The sequence below is a fragment of the Nitrosospira briensis C-128 genome (assembly GCF_000619905.2).
Lineage (GTDB): Bacteria > Pseudomonadota > Gammaproteobacteria > Burkholderiales > Nitrosomonadaceae > Nitrosospira > Nitrosospira briensis.
Genome location: NZ_CP012371.1, coordinates 891,561 through 917,469, shown reverse-complemented (window position 1 = coordinate 917,469; position 25,909 = coordinate 891,561). Strand labels below are relative to the sequence as shown.

Below are 25,909 nucleotides of genomic sequence, written 5' to 3'. Positions count from 1 at the left end.
CAGCCCGCTGGATTCCGATTCCGAATAAACATGTGATTCTGACATATTCGCAGAGCTGGCGTAAACCGGCTGGTACTGCTATACCAGCCCCTATCGTAAATGATGAGAGTGGCGTCTATTTCGATAGCTCAGCACGACCCACTCACTCCTCCTCATCCTCCTCGTCGTCATCCTTCTTTTCAGGTTTGAGGACCAGTTTGCCCTGTTTCTTGCTCTCGTTCAAGTCGGTCTCGGGGGCCTCCTTGTGCACCAGGTTCTGGTGGCAGTCGATGCAGGTCGCCCCTTCAGTCTCCATCTTCTTGTGCGCAGCCTTGGCATCGGCACCGGGCGGTTGCGGATTCTTGTGGCATTCACGACAGGTGCGGCTGTCCCACTTCTTCAGGTTCATGCGTGCATCGTGCGCCATGATCAGCCGGCGCTCGTTGAACTTCTCCAGGGTGGAGTAATCCTCGGCAAACTCCATGTACAGCTCGCGCGCCCCATCCACCACGTGGGTGGCCACCGCCAGGTGGAAGTTCTTGAAGCCCTGCGGGATATGGCAGTCCTTGCAGCCGGGGTTGGCCCCCAGCGCGCCATAGTGCGAGGAGGTCTTGAGCTCCTCCGCGGGATAACTCATGGAATGGCAACTGGTGCAGAATTCGGTGGTGGAGACGGCGGCCTCGCCGCCGAATACCACCGCCACCATCACGATTCCCAGTACGGCACCTGTGAGCAGGGTGCCGCCTGCTTTCATTCCCGCCATCAGTCCTCCGAACCTTTCACACCCACTTTGGCCTTGGCCTGGAAGTCGTCATGGTACTTGAACTTCGGCTCGCCAGTGAAGGTGCCGTCCAGTTTGTAGTGCTCGTGCATGGCCTTGGTGTCCTTGACGTACTTGTCAAAGTCGAAGGTGTACTTCTTGTCCACCGCGGGGGTGAAGGGGGTGTAGGGCTTCTTGGCGCCCTTCCACGGGCTGCCTTCGTAGTTCATGTGGCAGGCGTTGCAGCTTTCTTCAAAGCTGAAGTCCTGTCCGGCATCGGCCAAGGTCTGGCGCGGGGCGGTCTTCTTCGATTTCTCGAAGGCAGCACCGGCCTTGCGGTGGGTGCCGCGATACTTGGAGCCGGGACCATGGCACGATTCGCAGCCCACGCCGGTGGTGAACTTGCTCGGGTCTTCGACGGTGTAGCCGCCTTCCTTGCCCCAACCGTCGACGTGACAGCCTACGCAGTCCTTGTCCTTGGTGTAGTCCTTGGTCGGGTCGAGCTTGGCCTTCTTCTTGGCCTCGGCTTTGGTGTTGGGCTTCAGGGAGTCCATGGCTTTGGCGTGCGCGGTGTCGCCCCACGATTCGGCCTGGCTCTTGTGACAGGAACTGCACTTCTTGCGGCCTTCATACGATTGCGCGGTAGCACTGCCTGCAACTACCGCCAGCATGGCGGCTGCGGCGAGGACTAATGTCATGCGATGGCTCATGGTTTCTCCTTTTTTTCTGGCGAGACAAAATTATCCGGGTGTTATTAAAACTTTTTTTATCCTGAATCCGACGCTTGCAGCGTGCCCCTGAAAGCGAAGCGCACGGGAAACGTAAAATCCTTTGTATTATAACGCTTAAGCGATAAATGCGCGGTCTACTACCGGATTCCGGATTTTGCCCATACTGTATCTCCGGTTTCTGTAAACGGGTAGCACCAGTACCATGACTCTTTCTGGTACCACTGGTACCGCCAGCCCGCCGCAGGCGGGTGGGCCGGGGCGGTGGTCTGGTGGGTCTTCGGGTCTGGGGTCTGCTCGCTTGTATCTGTCGCGGTGTCTGCGCTGTGTCTGCGTTATATCGCCGGAATCAGGTGCCTTCGGGGAGGTCGGCGCCGCTTGCGCCGTCGCCGGGGGCGGGGATCTTGTAGACCCAGTAGCCGCCTTGCTGGTAGATGAGCTGGAGGGCTTGCAGTTCCAGGGGCTGGGATTCGGTGAAGGGCAGCATCTGGGCGATGAGGCTCTCGCTGTTGGGGCCTTTGTGCAGGAAGTAGGCGCGCACCATTTTGTCGGAAATGGATTGCAGGGTGTAGGTGTCGAACTGGTTGCTCTGCATCCAGGTCTTGAGGTAGCCGATCAGGCCGTGCATGTTGCCTTCCATGGGGAAGTTCTTGTAGGTGATGTCAAACTGGGGGCGCATGAGCCCCAGTTTGTAGAGGTCGTTGACGTGGATGGCAATGTAGGCTTCGCGGTTGCCTGCCAGTTCGCGCAGCAGGGCGGCGCCGGTCTCGGGCGGGGCCAGGAGGGCGTCGGCGAAGCGCTGGAAGGTGGCGCGTTCCTGTTCGCCGGCGGGCGCGCCCCAGAATTCGCTCTCGTAGCGTTTGATGGCGTCGGTGCGCTCAAGCCACGGGGTGGGGACGATCAGGGGTTCGCCGATGCGGGTGGTGAACAGGGTGTCGCGTCCGGCCAGGAGGTTGACCTGGCGCGAGGTGTCCCACCAGGCGAGGATGAGCGCGTCCTTGGGCGCATGCTTGGCGATGGCAACAGACAGGGCGGCAAGTTCGCTGAGTTTGTTGTCGACGGTGACGAGCAGTTCGCTGGTGTGGTTTTCCCAGTCGAGCCGCACGGGTGGGTGGTCGCCCAGCCTGGCGGTGTGGGTGAGTGCCAGGGGCTGGTCGACGCCTTCGGCATAGACTTCGTATTGGGCCAGCTTGAGGGCGGGGTCGATGTCTGCCGGCAGGCCCAGTTGCGGAAACTGGTCGATGCCGCCTTCGGTGACGAGCTGGTAGCGATAGGGGGCGGGGCCGGGGTTGAACCAGAGCCAGCCAAACCAGAGGAGTAAAAGAATTCCTCCCGCCACCAGGAGGATGCCCAGTGAGGGGAGGAGTTTGGTGTTACGCCGCGCCACGGGGGCGCGGGTTGAAGTTGAGGTGCTCAAATGTTAGCGTTCGCTTTTTTCACGGCGGCGCCAGCCAGCCAGAGCCAGGGTGCCGGCCAGGAGCATGCCGCCGCCCAGGCCGCCCAGGGAGAGCTTGTCATCGGTGCTCTGGATGTCAAGCAGGCTGGAGCGTCGGCTGGATTCCATTTTGGCGACCCGTGCCTGCAAGGCGGCCATTTCGCGAATCTTGGTGTTTTCGTCCATGACTTCGACGTAGTCGCGGTTCATGGGTCCCCAGCCTTCGGTGTAGGTCCAGCCGCCCGGGTTGACGTGGGCTAAGCCTACGTGCAGTTTGGGCAGGTTGTTCTCACCCATTTCCAGGACTTTGAGCTCGATGGCGGCAGGGTTGTTGTCCTTGGACCAGTAGAGCTGGGTGAAGCCGGCAAACATTTCTTTGTCGGGTGCCAGGGGGGCGGGACGGTTGGTCTTCTGGCCGGTGAGCAGGCCATCCTTGTAGAGTTTCTCGGCTACGCCGTGGGCTTCCTTGAATTTGGCCAGGCCATGCAGGGTGCCTTTGTCCATGAATTCGAGGTAGGAGCGGGCGAAGCGTTCGGAGTGGCACTGGGTGCAGGTCTTGACCCAGGAGTCAAGCCGCTCTTCGGACCATTCGCTGGTGATGTTCTCGGCTATGCCGGGAACGGCGGGGTAGTTGGCCCAGCGTATCTTTCTGACGACGTTGTGGGCGTATTTGCCTTCATACTCGAAGTGGCAGCCGGCACAGGTGGGGGCGGTCTGTCCGCCTTTGGCGTAGGCGTCCTTCAGGGGGACTTCCCAGTTCCATTTGTCGCCCATGAGGGACACGATCTTGCCGTGCTTGCTCATGGAGTAGGCTTCCCAGTTGTTGTGGTCTACGCCGCTGTGGCAGGTGGCGCACGCTTCGGGCTGACGCGATTCGGCCGCGGAGAATTCGTGCCGGGTGTGGCACATGTCGCATTTGTTCTGGTTGGTGTGGCACATGCTGCAGCCTTCGGCAATCTCGCGCTGGGGCATGGCGGCAAATACGGCGACTTCGACGTTGGCTTTCCAGTCAAGGGCGTGCGAGGGGCGTCCCTGCGGCCATTGCTTGTTGGGCCAGATCAAGGTGTCGCGCTCGGATTCGCGTTCGGCAAATTCCTGCAGGTGGCAGGTGCCGCAGACGTCTGCGGTGGGCATGCGCAGGTCTTTCATGTGGTCGGCTTTGCCTTTGGCGTTGATGTCGACGTGGCAGTCGATGCAACCAACTTCCTTGAGCTTTTCGGTGGCGCCGAGCCGGTTCATGGAGCGAAGGTTCTTCTCGACGTCTTCCAGTTTGGCTTTCTTGTAGTAAATGGGGTCGTCAGGCTTTAAGTTGCGGATCTTGTCCAGGTTGGCGTGGGTGCTCTTTTTCCAGGCGTTGACCCAGACCGGCGATTCGTCGGTGTGGCATTTGACGCATTCGTCGCGCGCAGCCACTTCTTTCATGGAGGTGGGCGGCTTGTAGAAGGAGGCAGGGTCAAAGTACATGCTCATGGGAATGGGCTCCCAGTATTTGGCCAGGGTGCCACGGCCCGCACCTTGTGCCGGGTCTTTGTAGCGCTTGACCAGCGCCTGGTGCAATTCTTTCGGTGAGGCCGATTGCTGCAGGTTCAGCGCTTTGTACGTTTCTTTGGGGACGCTGGGAAAGTCCGCGTACGCAGACGCCGCCAATAAGGCGCCGCATGCGAGCGTGACCAGCTTCAGCCAAGGTTTGACAACCATTTTTCTCTCCTTACTCCGTGTTGATTTGTTGTGTCCGATATCCAGACTCGAAACCCGGATCGCCAGGCAATCAGGCGACATCACCGCGGGAAATGCCATGGAGCCGATCAATGGACTCTCCTTATAGGCAAGGGTATAACCCCGCGTAATTTTTTGAATTTATTATGACCATACTTTATAGCTGGTTTATATAAACGTGTAGCACCAGCACCATGACTCTTTCTGGTACCACTGATACCGCTTCAGCAGCTAGATAAAGCTGCCGGCAGGATGACGGCCTTCATGTATCTGCAGCAGTGGGGGCATGCAGGCTTTGATAAGGAAGTATCGGGCGATGGAAGATCAGAAAAACAAGATAAACCCAGATAATGCATTAGGTGGCTCTGCGAGCCTACGCGAGTGCTGGCGGTCAGTTTGCGGCCATTCTCTCCGCTTGCTCGGCGTCCATAGACCAGGCTATGGACTTCTCTCAACCGGCAAAACTGTCTCGCAACCTGCCTCGCCATCATCCCGCGTCCTAATGGATTATCTGGGTTAAACATTTTTGGCTTTTTCATACCGGACTGTCGATATCAATGAACTGATGCGTGATGCCAAATTTCTGTGCGATATGTTCACCCAATGCCTGTACGCCGTACCGCTCGGTCGCATGATGCCCGGCCGCAATAAAAGCAACGCCGGACTCGCGGGCGTCATGAACGGTTCGCTCAGAAATTTCCCCGGTGATATACGCATCCACGCCCAGACGGATAGCTTCGTCGAAATAATCCTGAGCACCGCCGGTACACCAGGCTATGCGTGTCACTGTCTTCGAATCCTCGCCGATTACCAAAGGTTCGCGCCCCAGGGCACGTTCGATATTCATGCGCAGTCCTTTCACGTTCTGCATATCCGGCGAAAGCGTTCCGTGCATGGCAATATTCTGATCGCCAAAACGGCCCGTTTCGACGAGACCTAGCCTGTGGGCCAGTTGAGCGTTGTTGCCCAGTTCCGGGTGGGCGTCCAGCGGCAGATGATAAGAGAGAAGCCCGACGTCGTGCGCAATCAACCGCGCAATACGGCGGTGTTTCCTGCCAACAAGGCATGGGTCCTCACCACGCCAGAAATAACCATGATGTACGAGCAGAGCATCCGCGCCGGCTTCAATAGCGGCTTGAATGAAATCCAATGAGGCCGTTACACCGCTAACCAGATGATGCACCTCACTTCGGCCTTCCACTTGCAGCCCATTTGGGCAATAATCACGGAAATGGGCAATGTTCAGGAGTTGGTTCAAATAGATTTCGAGCTTATCCAATCGCATCATATTCGTCTGGTCTTTATAAAAATCATACTAAATCTCGAAACCTAAATCCCAAATGCACAAGCTCTGGCTGATTTTCGCACAAACGGTAACGATAGTCCTTGCCGCATTGTTTGTCGTTTCCACTTTAAGACCCGAACTGTTGCCCTGGCAATCGCGCGGCGGCGGTGGTGCCGTGGTAACCATAAAAGAAGCGGTTGTTTCCGACACGGCGCGCCAGAATGCCTCCTTGCCCGCCAGCTTCAGCGATGCGGCGCAAAAGGCCATGCCATCGGTCGTCAACGTTTTTACCAGCAAGGAAGTGAAGATAGCCTCCCATCCGCTGATGGAAGATCCCATGTTCCGGCGTTTCTTTGGTGATCGCTTCGAATCGCCGCAGAGCCGGCGTGCATCGAGTCTCGGGTCCGGGGTAATTGTCAGTTCCGAAGGCTATATTCTTACCAATCATCATGTGATAGAGGCGGCGGATGAAATCGAGGTTGCGCTGGCCGACGGCAGAAAGGCCAAGGCCCGCGTCATCGGGTCAGATCCGGAGACCGATCTTGCGGTTGTAAGAGTGGATATGGAAGCGCTTCCGACCATGACCTTCGGGCACTCCGATAATGCCAGGGTCGGCGATGTCGTGCTTGCAATCGGAAATCCCTTCGGTGTGGGACAGACGGTTACCATGGGTATCATCAGCGCCCTGGGGCGGACACATATGGGCATCAATACCTTTGAAAATTTCATTCAGACTGATGCGGCCATCAACCCCGGCAATTCAGGGGGCGCCCTGGTCGACGCCTCCGGCAATCTGATTGGCATCAATACGGCGATTGTATCTCGTACTGGCGGATCGCTCGGCATCGGCTTTGCCATTACAACCAGCGTAGCCAAGCAGATAATGGAGCAGATTATCCAGACCGGTGGCGTAACGCGCGGCTGGATTGGAGTGGAAGTGCAAGACTTGACCCCGGAACTGGCTGAATCGTTCAAGCGCCCCAACACCAACGGTGCCTTGATTGCCGGGGTACTCAAGGGGGGACCCGCAGATCGGGCTGGTGTAAAACCAGGGGATATCATTGTGGCAGTGAAGGGAAGCCCGGTAGTTGATTCATCCGTGATGCTCAATCTGATCGCGGCATTGTTGCCGGGAGAAGCAGCCGACATTACCGTGATGCGCAATCAGACGGAGAAATCCATTCAGATCAATGTCGGCAAGCGCCCCACGCCCGCGCCTCAAGAGCAGTACCAAGACCCGGATACGATGGAATAAGTTTGAGGTACGAGGTCAACAGCTGAATTTTCCGTACCGAAGTAGAAAAGCTTATCCGTGTAATACACGGCGGCGAGAGGGTTACCGCGGCGCAGATAGCGGTACGGAATCTGGCAGCAGGACTTCCTGAGGCTGGTTGGTGAAATCCGCCAGCCATTCAGAATTCCTTAGCCGTTTCTTTTCCTTGTTTCAGCCTCCTCCAGTTCCTGCTCCGTATCCATGTCGTTTGACGGCTGGTGAGCTGATAGCCTCGCTGGTTGGATAACGAGCCCCGCCACCAGTATGCCTAATTCGTACAGCAAATAAAGCGGCACTGCCAGCATGAATTGCGAAACCACATCCGGGGGGGTGAATATCGCGCCGATGACGAATGCACCGACAAGAACATAGCGCCGTATCGCCTTTAGTTTTTCGACCGAGACAATGCCTGCCCGGACGAGTATCACGACCAATATCGGTACCTCGAAGGTGATGCCGAAGGCAATGAACATAGTCAACACAAAATCGAGATACCTGCCGATATCGGTCATGACCGCCACGCCCTCTGGTGCGAATTGGGTAATGAATTCGAATACCACGGGCAGAGCGGCAAAATAAGCAAACCCCATGCCGCATATGAACAGGAGGCTGCTGGTGAAGACGAGCGGCAGGACAAGGCGTTTTTCGTGGGAATACAACCCGGGTGCGACAAACGCCCATATTTGATAGAGCGTGTGCGGCAGGGTAATGATAAAAGCGGCCATCATGGCAACTTTCATCGGCACGAAAAAGGGCGTCACCACTTCGGTTGCAATCATCTGACCCCCTTGGGGAAGCTTATCCAGCAGAGGCTGTGCCAGCAATGAGTAGAGTTCTCGTGCGTAGTAGGCGCAGGGGATAAAACCCAGCAAGAGTCCGCCGAATGCCCGTATCAGCCTGGCACGAAGTTCCACAAGATGGGAAATGAATGTTTCGTCGGTACTCATTATCCTAAATCCGGCAGTTGAATGGGGTGGAGTGGGCGGTTTTTGGGGTGCAGAGCAAGGCGCAACGACGCGGAATGCGACCGCGCAGGGCGGAGCAGTGCCTTCCGCAGGAAGGTGCGACCCCGAAGCGGGATGCGGGCGCCCCCTTGCGTGTGGAGCGCGATCGCGGCATCCCCTGCGCTGCCAGATCCCCGCTTCGCGGGGTTCCTCGGGCGACGCCGTTCCATTCCAAGGAGTTGCAACGCAGCGCTGTGCCGCAAAAACTGTTCAATTCGCCCTGTAGCGATCGCACCAGGAAGGTGAAGCTCATGGAGTACAAAAAATCCTTTTCGATTATAACGTTAAACCGGAAAATAAGCGGTCGACTGCCGGATTTAGGATTATTGTGAGCGGGAGCCAAAGAATTGAACCGGATAGATACCGGTTCGCGTCAGCGAGTATATGTTATCCGGCGCTAAACTACTCGCGATGTACTTCTGTTCCAGCTGCTTCGTGGCTTGATTCCGATTTGATCGACGACGTGGCCGGGCTGACTGGAGTGGGGGAAGGGAACGATGCTGAAGCTTCCTCCGTGGCTTCGGGAGAAGACACAGAAGTAGTCGTGGAAGATTTTGATCCTGTTTCCGTTTCCATCATGTCCTGGAACTGCGTCATTTCTTTTTGTACCGAGTCTTCGATGGAACGAGCGGTTCCCTCCACGGAAGCTTTCCATTTTTTGAGTTCTTCCAGTTCCATTTCGCGCTGGATGTCATTCTTGACATCGTTGGCGTAACGCTGCGCCCGGCCGAACAGATGCCCTAGCGTACGTGCCACCTTGGGAAGCCGCTCGGGACCGATGACGACCAGCCCCACGACTGCTATAACGAGAATTTCCGCGAAGCTGATATCGAACATTTTTTATGGGAATTACCGGTGAAGCGTAGCGAACGGCTATCGGATGGTATTTCCGCGATTCGCGATTCGTTACATCCCATTAGCTGAATTTTTCACTTCTGCTCGCTGGCCTCAGGATTTTGACTGCGCCTTTTCCCTGGCATCCACTTCGATGGTCCGGGCACCTGCTTCATGAGACACAGAAGATAGCGCCTCTTCATCAGCCGTTTTTACGCCTTCCTTGAAGCCTTTCACTGCACCGCCCAGATCGCTGCCGATATTGCGGAGTTTCTTGGTGCCAAATACCAGAACAACAATCAGCAGAACGATCAGCCAGTGCCAAATGCTGAATGATCCCATAATTTACTCCTTTATCTTGGGTGAGGAATCATAGGTGGCAAGCGTTCGCTGCCGCCTATGATATGAATATGCAGGTGATGAACCTCCTGTCCCCCGACGCGCCCGGTGTTGATAATGGTACGAAAGCCATCCGTGCAGCCTTGCTCCCTCGCCAGCCTGGGTATCAGTACCATCATCTCGCCCAGCAAACTGCGGTGCTTATCTTCGACTTCGTCAAGCGAACCGATGTGTAGCTTGGGTATCAACATGAAATGTATCGGCGCTGCGGGGTGAATATCGTGAAAAGCAAAAACATCAGCGTCTTCATAGATTTTTTCACTGGGAATTTCTCCCCGCACGATTTTACAGAAAACACAGCTGTCCATTTTTATCGCGCCTTTCGCGCTGCTTTTTCATCCACCCCCGAAACCCCCTCTCTGCGCCGTAGCTCGTTCAGCACATCGTCGGGCCCCAGGTTGTGGTGGGCCAGCAGCACCAGGCAGTGAAACCACAGGTCCGCAACCTCTCGTACTACATGCGATTTGTCCTGCTCTTTCGATGCCAGCAAGACTTCCGCCGACTCTTCCGCAATTTTCTTCAGAATCTTGTCCTGCCCGTCATGCAGCAACTTTGCGACATATGAAGCTGCAGGATCGGCATTTTTCCGGACTTCAATAACTTCAGCCAACCGGTAAAGCATAGCTGGATCGGTCATTTTCTGTATATCTCTTCCGGACTCTTGATTACCGGCGCTGCCACTGTCCATTGGCCGTTTTCCAATTTATTGAAAAAACAATTATGTCTGCCGGTATGACAAGCGATGCCATCCACTTGTTCCACCGTCAGCAACAGAACGTCCTCGTCGCAATCCAGCCGGATTTCTTTTACTTTCTGAACGTGCCCTGATTCTTCACCTTTATGCCAGAGTTTCCTGCGAGAGCGCGACCAATAATGTGCCTCGCCGGTTTGCACGGTGAGCTTCAATGCTTCACGATTCATCCAGGCGACCATCAGCACCGCCTTGCTGCCGGCCTCCTGCGTAACGACTTGCACGAGTCCGTCGTCAGACCAGTTTATCTTGTTGAGCCAAATGTCGGACATGGATATGCTTTAGGATCAGGTTATTCGGAACGCTTTAAATATAGGTCTTCAATGGAGCGCTTGGTGGTGAAGAGCTGATTCCGGGTTTCAGCTTGACTGGCATTGATGGATGCTCAGAAGGTGCGATAAAGGCTGTCTGATTCGACGGCGCGCACCGGGGATAATAGATAAACAGTGAGCGCCTGCGTCTACAGATCGGGTGGAATGAAGGGTTTTCGGAATCTGGTGTATCGGATTTTCCTCGCTCCGGAAAGGAAAGCAGAATGCCAGTCATTCGCGTACTCGCCATTCCTTATCTTTGGGACATTCCATCTCTGCCTCGCTGCAGCGGTCGTTGCTTTCGTGGCATCCCATTCGGGGTATCCATGCGAGTGAACTGGTTATTCTACTACTAAAGCCGTACTTCAATGCCGTGTTCCGCCATATACTCTTTGGCCTGAAGTATAGCGTAATCGCCATAATGGAAAATACTGGCCGCCAGCACCGCGTCGGCATGACCTTCTACGATTCCTTCCACCAGGTGATGCAAATTACCGACGCCACCACTCGCGATCACCGGCACATCCACCGCGTCGGATACGGCGCGAGTCAGTGCCAGATCAAACCCGTTGCGGGTACCATCCTTGTCCATGCTGGTGAGCAATATTTCACCTGCCCCCAGCGATTGCAGTTTTTTGGCCCACTCGACCGCATCCATGCCGGTAGCCTGACGCCCCCCGTGAGTGAATACTTCCCAGCCATCGCCGACTCGCTTGGCGTCTATCGCCACCACGATGCATTGAGACCCGTAACGGTTCGCGGCATCCGCCACCAGTTGAGGATTCTGTACCGCCGAAGTATTGATGCTTACTTTATCGGCACCCGCATTCAGCAACCTTCGCACATCCTCAACCTTGCGCACCCCGCCACCGACGGTTAACGGAATGAATACCTGGGCTGCAACTTCCTCGATGATACGAAGAATCAAGTCACGATTATCAGAACTGGCAGTGATGTCGAGGAAGGTCAGTTCATCTGCTCCCTGATCACCGTAACGGCGTGATATTTCGACAGGATCGCCCGCGTCCCGAAGCCCGACAAAATTGATGCCTTTGACAACACGGCCATTTGTTACGTCAAGGCAGGGAATGATACGCTTGGCAAGACCCATACGATACCTTTATAAATCGCAAATTTGCCGACATCCGCTTTGGAGCAGATGCTCAGCCACTTCGTACCCTTAGTAGCAGATCATCTACCTGGAAGCTGAATTTACCGCAGTTCTATTTTTTCGAAATGAAGACGGAGCTTTATCAGGAGAGAGATTTGTCGTTGGATATTTTCATACTCAGCTCATCCGCCAATGCTTGTGCCAGTTTGAAATCCAGAGCGCCTTCATACAGGGCGCGTCCCGTAATTGCACCCATGATACCTTCCAACTCGAGGTCGCAGAGCGCTTTCACATCGTCAAGATTGCCGATGCCCCCGCTGGCAATGACGGGAATAGTAAGCGCCCTGGCCAGTTCCACCGTGGCCTGCACATTGACGCCGCTCAACATGCCGTCGCGCCCGATATCGGTATAGATGATCGCTTCGACCCCGTAATCCTGGAATTTTTTGGCGAGATCCACGACGTCGTGACCAGTCACTTTAGACCAGCCGTTGACAGCTACCTTTCCGTCCTTCGCGTCCAGTCCTACCATGATATGGCCGGGGAAAGCGTTGCAGGCATCATGCAGGAATCCCGGCGTCTTCACCGCTGCCGTACCGATGATAATGTAAGTAATGCCATCGTCGAGATAACGCTCGATAGTTTCCAGGTCACGTATGCCACCCCCGAGTTGGGTCGGAATTTCGTCACCAATAGCCTCAACAATATCACGTATGGCCGGCTCATTTTTTGGCCTGCCGGCAAACGCGCCGTTCAGATCCACCAGATGCAATCGGCGGGCGCCCTGGCTCAGCCAATGTCTGGCTATGGCGCCGGGATCTTCGGAAAATACCGTGGCGTTTTCCATCACGCCCTGTTTCAGGCGTACGCATTGGCCGTCTTTCAGGTCTATCGCAGGAATAATCAGCATTTTTGAGTCAGGTTTAAAGTGTAGAAGTGAGTTTTGAAGTTTGGAGCGGGAAGAGGTCACGTCTGGACTTGATTATCCCTTCCTGAAACTGAAACGGCTCCCATCGCACAAAATTATTCAGCAGCGCCAACCCTGCGTCATGGCTTTTTTCCGGGTGAAACTGGACGGCAAAAATATTATCCCTGGCCACTGCGCTAGTAAATGAAAAGGGATAGTTGGTGGTAGCCGCCGTCGATTCCGGATTGGCGGTTTCCACATAATAACTGTGCACGAAATAAAAGCGTGCATCGCTGGGGATATCTTTCCACAAGGGATGTTCAATGGTTTGATGAACCTGGTTCCAGCCCATGTGCGGCACTTTGAATCGCTGTCCGCTGATATCAGCCACCGCCGCGGAGGGAAAACGCCGCACGGTGCCGGCCACAATGCCGAGGCCTTCCACGTTGCCTTCCTCGCTGCTGTCGCACAGCATTTGCAGGCCGATGCAGATACCGAGAAAAGGCTTGCTCATCGCTGCATAACGCACCGCACCGCGCAATCCGCGTTTATCCAGTTCCCGCAGGCAGTCGGGCATTGCGCCTTGGCCTGGAACCACTACACGCCCAGCCTTCCGTACGACCTCCGGATCGTCGGTAATGACAATGGAGGCGGTCGGCGCGACGTGTTCCAGCGCTTTGGACACCGAGCGCAAATTACCCATGCCGTAGTCAACGATTGCAATATCAATCATGCTGTGTAAATGATGAGGGTTGAGGATGTCTACAAGGAGCCTTTGGTGGACGGAATCGTGCCCATGGCGCGGGGGTCGGTTTCGATTGCCATGCGTAATGCACGCCCAAATGCCTTGAATACGGTTTCTGCCTGATGATGCGCGTTGCAGCCGGACAGATTGTCAATATGCACGGTCACCATGGCATGATTGATAAACCCTTGAAAGAACTCTTTTATCAAATCCACGTCGAATTCGCCGATGCGGGCGCGTACAAATTCGACGTTAAACGCCATGCCGGGGCGTCCCGAGAGATCCACCACCACCCGCGTCAACGCCTCATCCAGCGGCACATAAGCATGGCCGTAACGGCGCAGGCCCTTCTTGTCCCCGATAGCTTGCTTGAATGCCTGTCCAAAGGTGATGCCGATATCCTCTACCGTATGATGGGCATCGATGTGCAGATCGCCTGTAGCAGCGATCTCCATGTCTATCATGCCGTGGCGCGCCACCTGGTCCAGCATATGATCGAGAAATGGCACTCCTGTATCCAGTGCTACGTTCCCGGTACCATCCAGATTAACTTTGACGTTAATTTGGGTTTCCAGGGTGTTTCGGTTGATTTGGGCCTGACGCATGGATAGGTTAATTTAATTGTTGGATTTGTTAAGTGAAGCCTGAAGCGCCATCAAAAATTTTGTGTTTTCGTCGGGTTTGCCCACTGTCACGCGAAGGCAATTCTTCAGTAACGGGTGGTACCCATCAAGATTCTTGATCAATATACCGCGCTCTTTAAGTCCCAGAAATACCCGATTGGCTTCATTCCCGTCACCCTCTCGAGCCACGCGGAACAAAATGAAATTCGCATCCGTCGGGAAAACCTCGATACCGTTCAGTGCTTCCAGTCGTTCACCCATTATCGCGCGTTCAGCTTTGATCGCTGCGGCCTGTTGCATCAGGACATCGTGATGCTGTAATACCTTTTCCGCGATCAGTTGGGTGACAACACCTATATTATACGGCAAACGCAGTTTTTCAAGCTGTATCAACCATTCAGGTCTTCCGGCCAGGAGCCCCAGCCTTAAACCCGCCAGTCCCAGCTTGGAAAGCGTGCGCATCAATAACAGATTGGGGTATTGCGCCAGCTTGCCCATAAAGCTGGCATCGGCGAAGACATGATAAGCCTCATCCACGACCACCACGCCAGGAGCAGCTTCAATAATACGTGAGATTGCTTCGCTGTCAAACAGGTTGCCAGTGGGGTTATTAGGGTATGCGATAAAAATTACCGCTGGCTGGTGCCGCGCAATGGCGGCAAACATCGCGTCCATATCAAGCGAAAAATCAGCATTTAACGGCACCCCTGCATATTTCATCCCAGCGAACACGGCAGTCATGCGAAACATGACAAAGGCAGGTTCGACACTCATCAATACCGCACCAGGTCTGGCGAAGGCCAGAGCGATGATCTGGATAATCTCGTCCGAACCGTTGCCGAGCATGATATCCATTCCATCGGGGATTGCCAGCGCTTGGCGTAACGAGGCCTTGAGCGAAGCAGCACTCGCATCGGGATAGCGATTAATCGGCGCGTCCGCAACCAGTTGCGCGATCTCATCGCGCAGTTCAGGTGGCAGGGAATAAGGATTCTCCATTGCGTCCAGCTTCACCATGCCGCTTGCAGGCGGTACGTGATACGCGGAGAGCGCGAGGATTTCGGGCCGAATGATTTGATTGGGCGATCCAGGCATTTTTATATGATTTAGCCTCGATTTACGGTCGGCATTCTGCGGCATATAGTTTGGGTTGGCTCATGGAAGAATCTGTCGAGTTACTTTATATCGGCGCCATTCACGATCCGATATTCCGCCGACATCGCATGGGCTTGCAAACCCTCTCCATGAGCCAGGATGGAGGCGATCGGCCCCAGTTTTGCCGCACCCTGTTCCGACACCTTGATAATACTGCTGCGTTTCTGAAAATCGTACACACCCAACGGTGAAGAAAAGCGCGCGGTACGAGAGGTGGGCAACACATGATTGGGGCCGGCACAATAATCGCCGAGTGCTTCGGAAGTGTAACGGCCCAGGAAAATGGCGCCGGCATGCCTGATCTTTTTCAGCCATTTTTCCGGCTGTTCGACCGACAGCTCAAGATGTTCCGGTGCAATATGGTTGGCTATGGCGCAGGCTTCGTCCAGATCGCGTACCTGGATCAACGCGCCGCGGTCTTCCAGCGAAGCCCGTATTACCGCCTTGCGCGGCATCGCTTCCAGTTGGCGGGCAATACTTGCCGCTACCGCGTCGATAAAATCGGCATCCGGGGAAAGTAGGATCGCTTGCGCCAGTTCATCGTGCTCCGCCTGTGAAAATAAATCCATAGCGATCCAGTCCGGATTTGTTTTGCCGTCGCAAATCACCAGGATTTCCGAAGGCCCGGCTATCATGTCTATGCCTACCATGCCGAATACACGGCGTTTGGCTGCGGCCACATACGCGTTGCCGGGGCCGACGATCTTGTCCACTTGCGGCACTGTCGAGGTGCCATAGGCCAGTGCGCCGACGGCTTGAGCGCCGCCAATGGTAAATACTCGATCAACCTCGCAAATGGCTGCGGCAGCCAGCACCAGATCATTTGTCTCGCCGGCGGGGGTGGGCACGACCATGACGAGTTCGCCCACTCCTGCCACCTTGGCGGGAATTGCGTTCATCAGTACCGAGGAAGGATAAGATGCTTTGCCGCCGGGAACGTACAGGCCAACACGATCCAGCGGGGTTATTTTCTGGCCAAGCAGCGTGCCGTCAGACTCGATATAGCTCCAGGATTGTGCCAACTGCTTTTCGTGGTAGGCGCGCACGCGCAATGCGGCTTGTTCCAGGGCATCACGCTGATCCGCGGGTAGATCTTGCAGGGCTTGTTGCAAGCGCTGACGGGGCAATTCGAGTGCCGCTGCCGAGACTGGATCCCAACGGTCGAAACGGCGCGTATATTCCAACAGGGCTTCATCGCCCCGGTTCTTGATATCGGCAAGAATATCCGCCACGGTCGCATCCAGCTTCGCATCCTGGGCGCTTTCAAAAGCCAGCAGCTCCATTAGCGCTTCATTGAAGCTGACATCGGTGGAGGAAAGCCGTTTGATTTGAATCATGAGAAGGAACTTGATTTATTGGTTGTGACGTTTTTGCTGATTCATTGCCTTATTTGATGATTGCTGCCGAGAAAGCTTCCAGCATCGGCTGTATCGCTTCCCGCTTCAATTTCAGTGCTGCCTGATTGATGATCAGCCGCGCCGAAATCGGCACGATCTCTTCCACTGCCTTGAGATGGTTCGCCTTTAGCGTGCCGCCGCTGGAAACCAGATCCACGATCGCATCCGCCAACCCTACCAGCGGCGCGAGTTCCATCGAGCCGTAGAGCTTGATGAGATCCACATGCATGCCTTTTTCGGCAAAGTGTTCACGTGCAGTTTGCAGATATTTCGTTGCGACGCGCACTCGCGCTCGCCGGTTTACGACGTCTTCGTAATCGAAATCATCGCGCACCGCCACCATCATGCGGCAGCAGGCAATATTCAAGTCCAGCGGCTGATAAAGCCCTGCGCCGCCATGCTCCAGTAATACGTCCTTTCCTGCGATGCCCATATCGGCAGCACCGTACTGTACATAAGTCGGCACATCCGAAGCGCGCACAATGATGAGCCGCACGTCATCACGGTTGGTAGCGAGGATCAGCTTGCGCGATGTTTCAGGATCGTCGAGCGCGACGATCCCTGCCGCTTTCAATAACGGTGCGGTATCGTCAAAAATGCGCCCCTTGGAAAGGGCAATAGTGATGCTCGTCATGGAAGAACTCGTAAACCTGAATCCGGCAGTTGACCGCTTATTTTCCAGTTTTAATCAAAAAGGAGTTTTCGTATTCTGTGAGCTTCACCTTCTTGATGAGCTCACTCCACTCCGTCCAACTGTCGGATTCAGGATAAAAGCCGCATTTTACTCTAAAGGGCCACAACGGGTTTGCCGAAGATATACAACGACGATAACGACGATATTTGCTGAAACTCGCCATATGACAACCTTTCCCTGTGAAAAAGTTGCATACGCCGTCACGGGCTCTTTCAATCAGAATCTGGAAACTGGAGAAAAAGGGGAGAGGAAAAGGTGGACCTTCACGGTGCGAGTGCAGATCCAGTCACCCGTCATATGTGAATGGCACGTTTATCCACCGCTAGCGCCGCCTCATGCAGCACTTCCGATAGCGATGGATGGGCGTGAACGATGCGAGCGATATCTTCGCTGCTGGCTGCGAATTCCATCGCCGTTACTGCTTCGGCGATCATTTCGGAAACGTAGGGACCAATCATGTGGACGCCGAGGATACGGTCGGTGTTTGCGTCCGCCAGCACTTTGACGAAGCCGCCGGTCTCACCCAATGCGCGTGCGCGGCCGTTGGCCATGAAGGGGAATTGCCCGGCTTTATATTGAATCCCCGCTGCTTTCAGTTCCTGTTCGTTTTTGCCCACCCAAGCGATTTCGGGCGAGGTGTAGATAACCCAGGGGATGGTATCAAGGTTCACGTGTCCAGCCTGTCCCGCGATGTTTTCAGCGACGGCGACCCCTTCTTCGGAAGCCTTATGCGCCAGCATGGGCCCGCGCACCACATCTCCCACGGCATAGATATTGGGCAGATTGGTGCGGCAATCGCTATCCACCTCGATAAACCCGCGATTATCCAGCTTCAGGCCGACATTGTCCGCACCCAGTCCAGCCGTGTTGGGAACCCGGCCGACTGCGATGATCAGCTTATCCACTTCCAGTTTTTGCACGTTGCCCTCCTTGTCCTGGGCGTTAACGTACTCCACGGTGATGTTCGCTTCGCTGGTCTGGATTCCGTTTATCCTGATGTCCGTATTGATGACAAGGCCTGATCCTCTGGTAAAGATTTTTAGCGCTTCTTTTGCGACTTGCTCGTCAGTCGACGGTAGTAGCGTAGGCAGCGCTTCAAGAATGGTGACTTCGGAACCGAGTCTCCGCCACAGGCTGCCCATTTCCAGGCCGATGACGCCGGCGCCAATCACGCCCAGCCGCCTGGGCGCTTCTGTCAGCGCCAGCGCGCCGGCATTGTCCAATATGCGTTCGTTGTCTATCCGTGCAAACGGTAAAGACCGCGGAGTGGAACCGGTGGCGATGATGACGTGTTTTGCCTCGACGGTGTCCTCTGTTTCCCCGTTCTTTACCTGGATCTGCCAGCCCCTGTTGTTGTCGCCATGTTCCTCGATGCTTCTGAGCAGTGTTCCGCGTCCGTGCAGGGAGGCGACTTTATTTTTTTTAAGCAGCATGGCGACCCCGCCGGTGAAGGCAGCGACAATTTTATCCTTACGAGACATCATTACCGGGATATCCACCGACAGGCCTTCCACCTTGATCCCGTGAGCCGCAAATTTATGCGCCGCACGTTCATAATTCTCCGACGACTCCAGCAGCGCCTTGGATGGAATGCAGCCGACATTCAGGCAGGTTCCACCCAGGCTGGGATTACCTTTCGGATTTTTCCACTCATCTATGCAAACAGTGCTGAGTCCCAATTGGGCGCAACGAATGGCGGCGACATAACCGCCGGGGCCGGCACCGATTACTGCTACATCAAAAGATCGAGGCATATTGGAATTAGTAAAAATAGGAAAAAAATTATTTTGCAGGAATGCGGCTTATGTTCGATGCCCTCAGCCTTCCAGCAATGGGCTCATGGGATATTCCAGGGCCTCTTTCATTGCCACCAGGGAAAGCACCGCTTCGCGCCCATCGACAATGCGGTGATCATAGGATAACGCGAGATAGCACATCGGGCGAATCACCACTTGCCCATTCTCGGCCACAGGGCGCTCCTTGGTCGCGTGAATGCCAAGAATCGCACTTTGCGGCGGATTGATAATGGGAGTAGAGAGCATCGAACCGAATATGCCGCCATTGGTGATCGAGAAGGTGCCGCCCGTCAGCTCTTCCATCGTTAATTTGCTGTCGAGGGCGCGTTTGCCGAAGTCTGCGATCTGCCTTTCAATCTCCGCCTGTGATAAAGCGTCCGCATTTCGAATGATGGGAACCACGAGTCCGCGCGGACTGCTCACCGCGATGCCTATGTCGTAATACCCGTGATAGACGATGTCATTTCCATCCACGGATGCATTGACGACAGGAAATTTTTTCAACGCTGCCACCGCCGCCTTGACAAAAAACGACATGAGGCCGAGCTTGATGCCGTGCTCTTTTTCAAAACTCACCTTATAGCGAGCGCGCAACTCCATTATCGCTTGCATGTTCACTTCGTTGAACGTGGTGAGTATCGCCGCGGTGGACTGCGACTGCACGAGTCGCTCGGCGATACGCGCCCGCAGCCGGGACATCGCTACCCGCTGTTCAGGTCTGTTACCCGTAGGTGCAGGCGCGGCTGTTGCGGATGGTGCCATAGTTGAAGGTGCAGGAGCTGCCGAAGGCTCAGGAGCTGCCGGTGACGGCGAGGGAGAAGGCGCGCCGGGGGGCGAAGGTTTCTTTTCCACATGGGCCGCCACATCCTCTTTGGTAATCCGGCCATCGCGTCCGCTACCTTTAATCGAACTGATTTCACCGACATCAAGGGCTGCTTGCGCCGCCATATTTCGGGCGGCGGGCATCATCGCCGCCATAGACGCTGAGGCCGCAACGGCCGAGGTGGCCTCAGGAGCAGGTTTCGCACTTGAGGGAGCCGCCGCCGCAGTGTCACCTGGAACTGCCTTGGCTTCGGCCGGAGCGGCCTCAGTGTCTATGGTGGCAATGATTTCGCCGCCGGCTACTACCGCTCCGTCGCCCTTGACGATTTTGGTCAATATGCCGGCGGCGGGCGCCGGCAATTCCATCACGATTTTATCTGTTTCGATATCGATCAGACTCTCGTCTCTATCAACATGTTCGCCTTCTTTTTTATGCCAGGAAAGCAATGTGGCTTCCGCCACCGATTCGGATAAAGCCGGAACTTTGACATCGACGAGCATGGTTCTTCCTTTGGCTTAAATTTTTTCGCGAAACGCTGCCACTATTAATTCATTCTGCTGGAATTTGTGTTTTGCCAGATACCCCACCGCCGGAGACGCTGACGACGGCCGCAATGCATAGCCTAAAACCTGATCGGGACGCTTGTGCCGCAGCAGGTAGTGCTGAATACGGTGCCAGGCACCCTGGTTGCCGGGTTCCTCCTGACACCAGAGTATATCTTTAGCGTGAGGGTAGCGGTCAACCTCAATCTGGAAATCACCATGCGGAAAAGGATATAGCTGCTCGATCCGAACAATTGCGATATCCTTGATTCCCTGTTCCCGGCGATAAGCCAGCAGTTCGTAATATATCTTGCCGCAGCAGGCGATGACGCGCCGTACATTTTGCGGATCGAGCTTCTCCATTTCCGGAATCACGTTCTGGAAATCGCCGTTGGCCAGATCTTCGAGACTTGAGAAGGACTCCTTATGCCGCAACAGGCTTTTGGGGCTCATGATGATGAGCGGCTTGCGCAATGGCCGGATCATCTGCCGCCGGAGCATGTGAAACATCTGTGCGGAGGTGGATGGAACGCACACCTGGATATTGTATTCAGCACAGAGTTGCAGAAAACGCTCGAGGCGAGCGGAGGAGTGTTCGGGCCCTTGCCCTTCATAACCGTGCGGCAACATCATCACCAGCCCGCACAACCGGCCCCACTTGGCCTCGCCCGAGGCAATGAATTGGTCTATTACAACCTGCGCACCATTTGCAAAATCGCCAAACTGGGCCTCCCACACGACCAATTCATTCGGTTCCGCAGTTGCATAGCCGTACTCGAAGCCCAGCACGGCTTCTTCCGAGAGTACTGAATCGATGATGACGAAACCAGGCTGCTCAGGGGCAATATGGCGCAGGGGAACATACGTTCCCTCGTTCCATCGTGCCCGGTTCTGGTCATGCAGCACAGCATGGCGATGAAAAAAAGTTCCACGCCCCGAGTCTTGTCCTGAAATACGTACAGCATACCCGTCTTTCAGAAGCGCCGCATAAGCAAGGGTTTCAGCCATTCCCCAATCCAGCGGTAATTTTCCTTCGCCCATCAGGCGGCGGTCGGCGATGACCTTTTCCACCCGCGCATGTAATTTGAACTTGGAGGGAATATCCGTTAATCGCGCGGCCAGCTTTCTTAATTCCGCTATCGGCAGTCCGGTCTGCACCTTCATGTCCCACTTATTGTTCTTCAGGAAGGGTGTCCAGTCCACCGCATTCGAAGATTTGTAGCCATAAAGGATGGTTTTGTTGGGATTGCGGCCTCCATCCATGTCATCCCGATAGGCTTTTACCATCAACTCCGCCTGGTCGGCGCCGATGATACCTTCGGCTTCCAGTTTATCGGCATAGAGCTTGCGTGTGCCGGGATGGCGGCCGATGATCTTGTACATCAGCGGCTGAGTCACCATGGGCTCGTCCTGCTCGTTGTGGCCGAGGGTGCGGAAACAAACCATGTCCACGACCACATCCTTATGAAACTTCATCCGGAAATCGAGCGCGATCTCAGCCACCATGACGACTGCCTCAGGGTCGTCCCCGTTGACATGGAGAATCGGCGCTTCGATCATCTTCGACACATCGGTGCAATAAAGCGTGGAGCGCGTATCACGCGGATCAGAAGTTGTGAAGCCGATCTGGTTATTGATGATGACGTGTATCGTGCCACCGGTGCCATAGCCGCGCGTTTGCGACAGATTCAGCGTTTCCATCACTACGCCCTGGGCCGAGTACGCGGCGTCGCCATGCAGAAGCACGGGCAGCGCCAGATCGCCATGCCTGTCTCGCAGGCGCTGCTGGCGGGCGCGCACCGAGCCTTGCACTACCGGGTCTACAATTTCCAGATGCGAGGGGTTGAATGCCAACGTCAGGCGCATCGTGCCGCCGGGAGTGGATACCGCGGAGGAAAAACCCTGATGATATTTAACGTCGCCTTCAGTCAGGTCCTGCGCATATTTGCCTTCGAATTCCTGGAACAGATCGGTCGGCAATTTCCCTAGCGTGTTGACCAGGACATTAAGCCGGGCGCGGTGGGCCATGCCGATGATAATCTGCTGTACGCCCATTTGGCCGGCGCGTTGCAGCAGATTATCCAATAGCGGAATCAGGCTTTCGCCGCCTTCGCCGGAAAAGCGCTTCTGTCCGACATAGCGTGTGTGCAGATACTTTTCCAATCCTTCCGCCGCATTGAGGCGTTCCAGGATATGGCGTTTGTATTCAGGGGAGAACCGGGGTTGTGCGCGCGAACCTTCGATGCGATTCTGTAACCACCGTTTTTGCTCGGTATCGGTGATGTACATATACTCGACACCGATACTGCCACAGTAAGTTTCCCGCAATATGCGCAGAATTTCCGCCAACGACGCGCGCGGCGGCCCGATCAATGAACCGGTGCCAAAAACCGTATTCATGTCCGCCTCTGTCAGCCCATAATAGGCGGGCTCAAGTTCGGGAATATGCGGTTTTTCCTGATGCTTGAGGGGGTCGAGATCGGCATGGCGCACGCCCAGAAAGCGGTATGCGTTGATGATTTGCAATACCGATATCTGCTTGCGTTCTGTTTCCAGGTCGGAATCGTCCTGTAGAAGTTCCTCGTCGGGGCTATGCCCGCTGAGTCGCCAAGGCGCTGCCGCCGCTCGGCTGAACGATTCGATTTCCGATGAGTACGGCACATTTTGAGAAGCCTGCCCGGCCGGTCCGGCCGTTCCTTCTGCCTGCCGCAGTTTGTCGAAGTATTCATGCCATTCCGGCGGAATCGATTCCGGATTGTGCAGGTACTTTTCATAAAGCCCTTCAATGAAGGACGCGTTGGTACCGAACAGCAAGGAATCCTCAAACAGTTGCTTCATCATGGCTAGAGATCTCCTGGCTGGCAGAACGAGACTACTTGCGTAACGCAATCGAGACTACATCTCGCGTGGTGGCCCCGGTATAGAGCTGACGTGGTCGCCCTATTTTATAGTCTGGATCGGAAATCATTTCGTTCCATTGGGCAATCCAGCCTACCGTGCGCGCCATGGTAAAAATGGCTGTGAACATGGAGACCGGAATTCCCAAAGCACGTTGCACAATGCCGGAGTAGAAATCAACATTGGGATAGAGTTTCTTGGAGATGAAATATTCGTCTTCAAGCGCAATTTTCTCCAGTTTCAGCGCCAGCTTGAACAAGCGATCGTCATGCAGTCCCAGTTCGCTCAGCACTTCATGGCAGGTCTCGCGCATCAGCTTGGCGCGGGGATCAAAATTCTTGTATACACGGTGGCCGAAGCCCACCAGTCTGAAAGGATCGTTTTTGTCTTTGGCACGCTCGATATACTCGCCGATGCGTGAGTCGTCGCCAATTTCCTCCAGCATGTTCAGGCAGGCTTCGTTTGCTCCGCCATGCGCAGGTCCCCATAAGCAGGCGATACCGGCTGAGATGCAGGCAAATGGATTTGCGCCACTGGACCCCGCGAGCCGCACGGTGGAAGTGGAAGCGTTCTGTTCGTGATCGGCATGCAGGATCAAAATACGGTCCAGCGCCCGCGCCAACACCGGGTTGGGCTTATATTCCTCGGCGGGCGTGGCGAACATCATGTGCATGAAATTTTCCGCATAGCTAAGATCGTTGCGCGGATATATGAAAGGCTGGCCGATATTATATTTATATGTCATCGCAGTGATGGTAGGTAGCTTTGCTACCAGCCGGAAGGCCGACAGTTCACGGTGGTTGGCATCGGAAATGTCCATCGCATCATGATAAAACGCCGACAATGCACCGACTACTCCGACCATCACCGCCATGGGATGGGCATCACGGCGGAAACCGGTAAAAAAGCGCGCGAGTTGCTCATGCACCATCGTATGATCTTTGATGGTCTTGTCGAACGCGGATTTCTGTTTTCTGGTCGGCAGTTCTCCATTCATCAGCAAATGGCACACTTCCATGAAATCACATCGCTTGGCCAACTGCTCGATCGGGTAGCCCCGATAAAGCAGAATGCCCTCATCGCCATCAATGTAAGTTATTTTGGAACTGCAACTGGCGGTGGAAAGGAAGCCGGGGTCGTAAGTGAATACGCCGCTCTTGGCATGCAGAGTACGAATATCCACCACATCCGGCCCCATGCTGCCGGCCATGATGGGAAACTCGGTCGGATTGCCGTTATCCAGATTGAGAGTCGCTATATGTTTTTGTTCCATGTCGTTCCCCTATTATTTTCTTTCCGGCAAAAAAAACCACGATGCAATTAAACCTGAATCCGGTAGTTGGACGGGGTGAAGTGTACGGTTTTTGGGCGCAGGGCAAGATGCAGCGACGCGGAATGCGACCATGCAGAGTGGAGCAGTGCCTTCTGCAGAAAGGTGCGACCTCGAAGCGGGATGCTGCGCCCCTTGCGTGTGGAACGCGATCGTGGCATTCCCTGCGCTGCCCGATCCCGCTGCGCGGAGTCTCTCGGGCGACGCTTCGGGGCACCGTTCCATTCCAAGAAGTTGCAACGCAGCCATGTGCCGCAAAAATTGTGCAATTCTCCCCGTGGCGACTTCATCCGGAAGGTGAGCGTCAAGTATGTTATTAATCATAACACTGATCTATTAAATGAGCAGTCAACTGCCGGATTTAGGTTAAATAGTCTGCAAGAGATGCAGTACGGGTTTCAGTCTCATATCCTCCGCTTCTTTTTTTAGCGCGATCATATCCCACAAGTCATTATCGGGAAGATCCAGCAATATTTCAAATTGCCGGAGTTCAGCTTCATCCAGTTTAGCGTAATACGCATCCATAAACCGTTGCAGCACGATATCCAGCTCCAGCAGGCCACGACGACAACGCCATCGAGCACGCTCCAGTTTCCTCATACCGTTCTCTTAACCATCATGTCTTTGATCCGCCCGATGGCGCTGGTGGGATTCAATTCCTTGGGGCATACGTCCACGCAATTCATGATGGAATGGCAGCGGAACAGGCGGTAGGGGTCTTCCAGATAATCCAGGCGCTCGGCTGTCGCCTGGTCGCGGCTGTCTGCGAGAAAGCGGTATGCTTGTAATAGCCCGGCAGGGCCAACGAATTTATCAGGATTCCACCAGAATGAAGGACACGCAGTGGAGCAGCATGCGCAGAGTATGCATTCGTATAGTCCATCCAGCTTTGCCCGGTCTTCAGGCGATTGCAACCGCTCGGTTTCCGGGGGGGGGTCATTGTTGATGAGGTAAGGCTTGATCGAATGATACTGCTGGAAAAATTGCGTCATATCCACGATCAGGTCGCGTATCACGGGGAGCCCTGGCAATGGCCGCAGTTCCACGGGCTCTTTCAATCCGGCGACAGGGGTAATGCACGCCAATCCATTGCGCCCGTTGATATTCATCCCGTCCGATCCGCATACCCCTTCCCGGCAGGAACGACGCAAACTCAAGCTGTCGTCCACGGTTTTTATCCGGATGAGCGCATCCAGCAGCATCCTGTCGGCCGGTTCCAGCGCGACATCATAATCCTGCATATAAGGTTTTTCGTCCTTGTCGGGATCGAAGCGAAAAATGGAGAATTTCATAGTCTGTTAACCTTTCAGCGGATTTAAGAGAGCATCGGGCGCTACTCTTGCGATTCGCAGGAGATAACACATCGACCCTTCCTCATCATCCGCGATAAAAAAAGCCGCAAAACAACCCGAC

The 25,909-nt window shown here is 55.0% G+C and carries 25 protein-coding genes; 1 reads left to right on the top strand and 24 read right to left on the bottom strand.

Going from position 1 to position 25,909, the window contains the following annotated elements; all coding sequences use genetic code 11:
• Positions 1-142: 142 nt before the first annotated feature.
• The 5 genes from F822_RS04170 to F822_RS04150 all read right to left on the bottom strand — a co-directional run bounded on the left by F822_RS04170 (position 143) and on the right by F822_RS04150 (position 5,903).
• A complete protein-coding gene (locus tag F822_RS04170) occupies positions 143-742 on the bottom strand; it encodes a NapC/NirT family cytochrome c (protein ID WP_053111332.1) in 600 nt (199 codons plus the stop codon).
• Positions 742-1,449: a cytochrome c-550 CycA gene (cycA, locus tag F822_RS04165; protein WP_025042259.1), complete on the bottom strand. Its 708-nt coding sequence runs from the start codon at positions 1,447-1,449 to the stop codon at positions 742-744. Before cycA ends, F822_RS04170 begins: the two co-directional genes overlap by 1 nt.
• 367 nt (positions 1,450-1,816) lie before the next feature.
• A complete protein-coding gene (haoB, locus tag F822_RS04160; RefSeq protein WP_051536780.1) occupies positions 1,817-2,854 on the bottom strand; it encodes a hydroxylamine oxidation protein HaoB in 1,038 nt (345 codons plus the stop codon).
• Between the two features lie 33 nt (positions 2,855-2,887).
• The gene (locus F822_RS04155; protein WP_231623567.1) at positions 2,888-4,711 is read right to left on the bottom strand and encodes a multiheme c-type cytochrome; all 1,824 of its coding nucleotides are present in this window, start codon (positions 4,709-4,711) and stop codon (positions 2,888-2,890) included.
• Between the two features lie 442 nt (positions 4,712-5,153).
• The gene (locus tag F822_RS04150; protein ID WP_025040774.1) at positions 5,154-5,903 is read right to left on the bottom strand and encodes a Nif3-like dinuclear metal center hexameric protein; all 750 of its coding nucleotides are present in this window, start codon (positions 5,901-5,903) and stop codon (positions 5,154-5,156) included.
• 55 nt (positions 5,904-5,958) lie between these two features.
• Here F822_RS04150 and F822_RS04145 point away from each other — a divergent pair, with 55 nt between their 5' ends.
• The gene (locus F822_RS04145) at positions 5,959-7,158 is read left to right on the top strand and encodes a Do family serine endopeptidase (protein WP_025040773.1); all 1,200 of its coding nucleotides are present in this window, start codon (positions 5,959-5,961) and stop codon (positions 7,156-7,158) included.
• A gap of 167 nt (positions 7,159-7,325) precedes the next feature.
• Here the strand turns inward: F822_RS04145 and tatC are convergent, their stop codons facing one another.
• The 19 genes from tatC to F822_RS04045 form a co-directional block, all read right to left on the bottom strand.
• Positions 7,326-8,123: a twin-arginine translocase subunit TatC gene (gene tatC / locus F822_RS04140; protein ID WP_025040772.1), complete on the bottom strand. Its 798-nt coding sequence runs from the start codon at positions 8,121-8,123 to the stop codon at positions 7,326-7,328.
• A 459-nt stretch (positions 8,124-8,582) separates the two neighbouring features.
• Positions 8,583-9,017, bottom strand: coding sequence for a Sec-independent protein translocase protein TatB (tatB, locus tag F822_RS04130; RefSeq protein WP_025040770.1), 435 nt, complete (start codon positions 9,015-9,017; stop codon positions 8,583-8,585).
• 111 nt (positions 9,018-9,128) lie between these two features.
• Positions 9,129-9,356 (bottom strand): Sec-independent protein translocase subunit TatA, encoded by a 228-nt coding sequence (gene tatA, locus F822_RS04125; protein ID WP_025040769.1) that lies wholly within the window; start codon positions 9,354-9,356, stop codon positions 9,129-9,131.
• Between the two features lie 11 nt (positions 9,357-9,367).
• Positions 9,368-9,721 (bottom strand): histidine triad nucleotide-binding protein, encoded by a 354-nt coding sequence (locus tag F822_RS04120; RefSeq protein WP_025040768.1) that lies wholly within the window; start codon positions 9,719-9,721, stop codon positions 9,368-9,370.
• A gap of 2 nt (positions 9,722-9,723) precedes the next feature.
• Entirely contained in the window at positions 9,724-10,050 is a 327-nt protein-coding gene (locus F822_RS04115) for a phosphoribosyl-ATP diphosphatase (protein WP_025040767.1), read from the bottom strand.
• A complete protein-coding gene (gene hisI / locus F822_RS04110) occupies positions 10,047-10,436 on the bottom strand; it encodes a phosphoribosyl-AMP cyclohydrolase (RefSeq protein ID WP_025040766.1) in 390 nt (129 codons plus the stop codon). The genes F822_RS04115 and hisI overlap by 4 nt, the downstream gene beginning before the upstream one ends.
• A 391-nt stretch (positions 10,437-10,827) precedes the next feature.
• The gene (gene hisF, locus F822_RS04105) at positions 10,828-11,586 is read right to left on the bottom strand and encodes an imidazole glycerol phosphate synthase subunit HisF (RefSeq protein WP_025040765.1); all 759 of its coding nucleotides are present in this window, start codon (positions 11,584-11,586) and stop codon (positions 10,828-10,830) included.
• A gap of 142 nt (positions 11,587-11,728) precedes the next feature.
• Positions 11,729-12,496, bottom strand: coding sequence for a 1-(5-phosphoribosyl)-5-[(5-phosphoribosylamino)methylideneamino]imidazole-4-carboxamide isomerase (gene hisA / locus F822_RS04100; protein WP_025040764.1), 768 nt, complete (start codon positions 12,494-12,496; stop codon positions 11,729-11,731).
• A gap of 13 nt (positions 12,497-12,509) precedes the next feature.
• On the bottom strand, positions 12,510-13,226 hold the full coding sequence (gene hisH, locus F822_RS04095) for an imidazole glycerol phosphate synthase subunit HisH (protein WP_025040763.1): 717 nt from the start codon (positions 13,224-13,226) through the stop codon (positions 12,510-12,512).
• A gap of 29 nt (positions 13,227-13,255) precedes the next feature.
• Positions 13,256-13,843, bottom strand: a complete 588-nt coding sequence (gene hisB, locus F822_RS04090) for an imidazoleglycerol-phosphate dehydratase HisB (RefSeq protein ID WP_025040762.1) — start codon at positions 13,841-13,843, stop codon at positions 13,256-13,258.
• Between the two features lie 12 nt (positions 13,844-13,855).
• Positions 13,856-14,956 (bottom strand): histidinol-phosphate transaminase, encoded by a 1,101-nt coding sequence (gene hisC / locus F822_RS04085; protein ID WP_025040761.1) that lies wholly within the window; start codon positions 14,954-14,956, stop codon positions 13,856-13,858.
• Positions 14,957-15,036: 80 nt separating this feature from the next.
• Positions 15,037-16,353, bottom strand: coding sequence for a histidinol dehydrogenase (hisD, locus tag F822_RS04080; protein WP_197272881.1), 1,317 nt, complete (start codon positions 16,351-16,353; stop codon positions 15,037-15,039).
• A 49-nt stretch (positions 16,354-16,402) separates the two neighbouring features.
• Entirely contained in the window at positions 16,403-17,047 is a 645-nt protein-coding gene (gene hisG / locus F822_RS04075) for an ATP phosphoribosyltransferase (RefSeq protein WP_025040759.1), read from the bottom strand.
• Between the two features lie 353 nt (positions 17,048-17,400).
• On the bottom strand, positions 17,401-18,861 hold the full coding sequence (lpdA, locus tag F822_RS04070; protein ID WP_025040758.1) for a dihydrolipoyl dehydrogenase: 1,461 nt from the start codon (positions 18,859-18,861) through the stop codon (positions 17,401-17,403).
• Positions 18,862-18,924: 63 nt separating this feature from the next.
• Positions 18,925-20,226: a 2-oxoglutarate dehydrogenase complex dihydrolipoyllysine-residue succinyltransferase gene (odhB, locus tag F822_RS04065; RefSeq protein ID WP_025040757.1), complete on the bottom strand. Its 1,302-nt coding sequence runs from the start codon at positions 20,224-20,226 to the stop codon at positions 18,925-18,927.
• Positions 20,227-20,241: 15 nt separating this feature from the next.
• A complete protein-coding gene (locus F822_RS04060) occupies positions 20,242-23,109 on the bottom strand; it encodes a 2-oxoglutarate dehydrogenase E1 component (protein ID WP_025040756.1) in 2,868 nt (955 codons plus the stop codon).
• Between the two features lie 31 nt (positions 23,110-23,140).
• On the bottom strand, positions 23,141-24,439 hold the full coding sequence (gene gltA, locus F822_RS04055) for a citrate synthase (protein ID WP_025040755.1): 1,299 nt from the start codon (positions 24,437-24,439) through the stop codon (positions 23,141-23,143).
• 423 nt (positions 24,440-24,862) lie between these two features.
• Positions 24,863-25,096, bottom strand: coding sequence for an FAD assembly factor SdhE (locus F822_RS04050; RefSeq protein ID WP_025040754.1), 234 nt, complete (start codon positions 25,094-25,096; stop codon positions 24,863-24,865).
• Entirely contained in the window at positions 25,093-25,788 is a 696-nt protein-coding gene (locus tag F822_RS04045; RefSeq protein WP_025040753.1) for a succinate dehydrogenase iron-sulfur subunit, read from the bottom strand. The genes F822_RS04050 and F822_RS04045 overlap by 4 nt, the downstream gene beginning before the upstream one ends.
• Positions 25,789-25,909 lie beyond the last annotated feature (121 nt).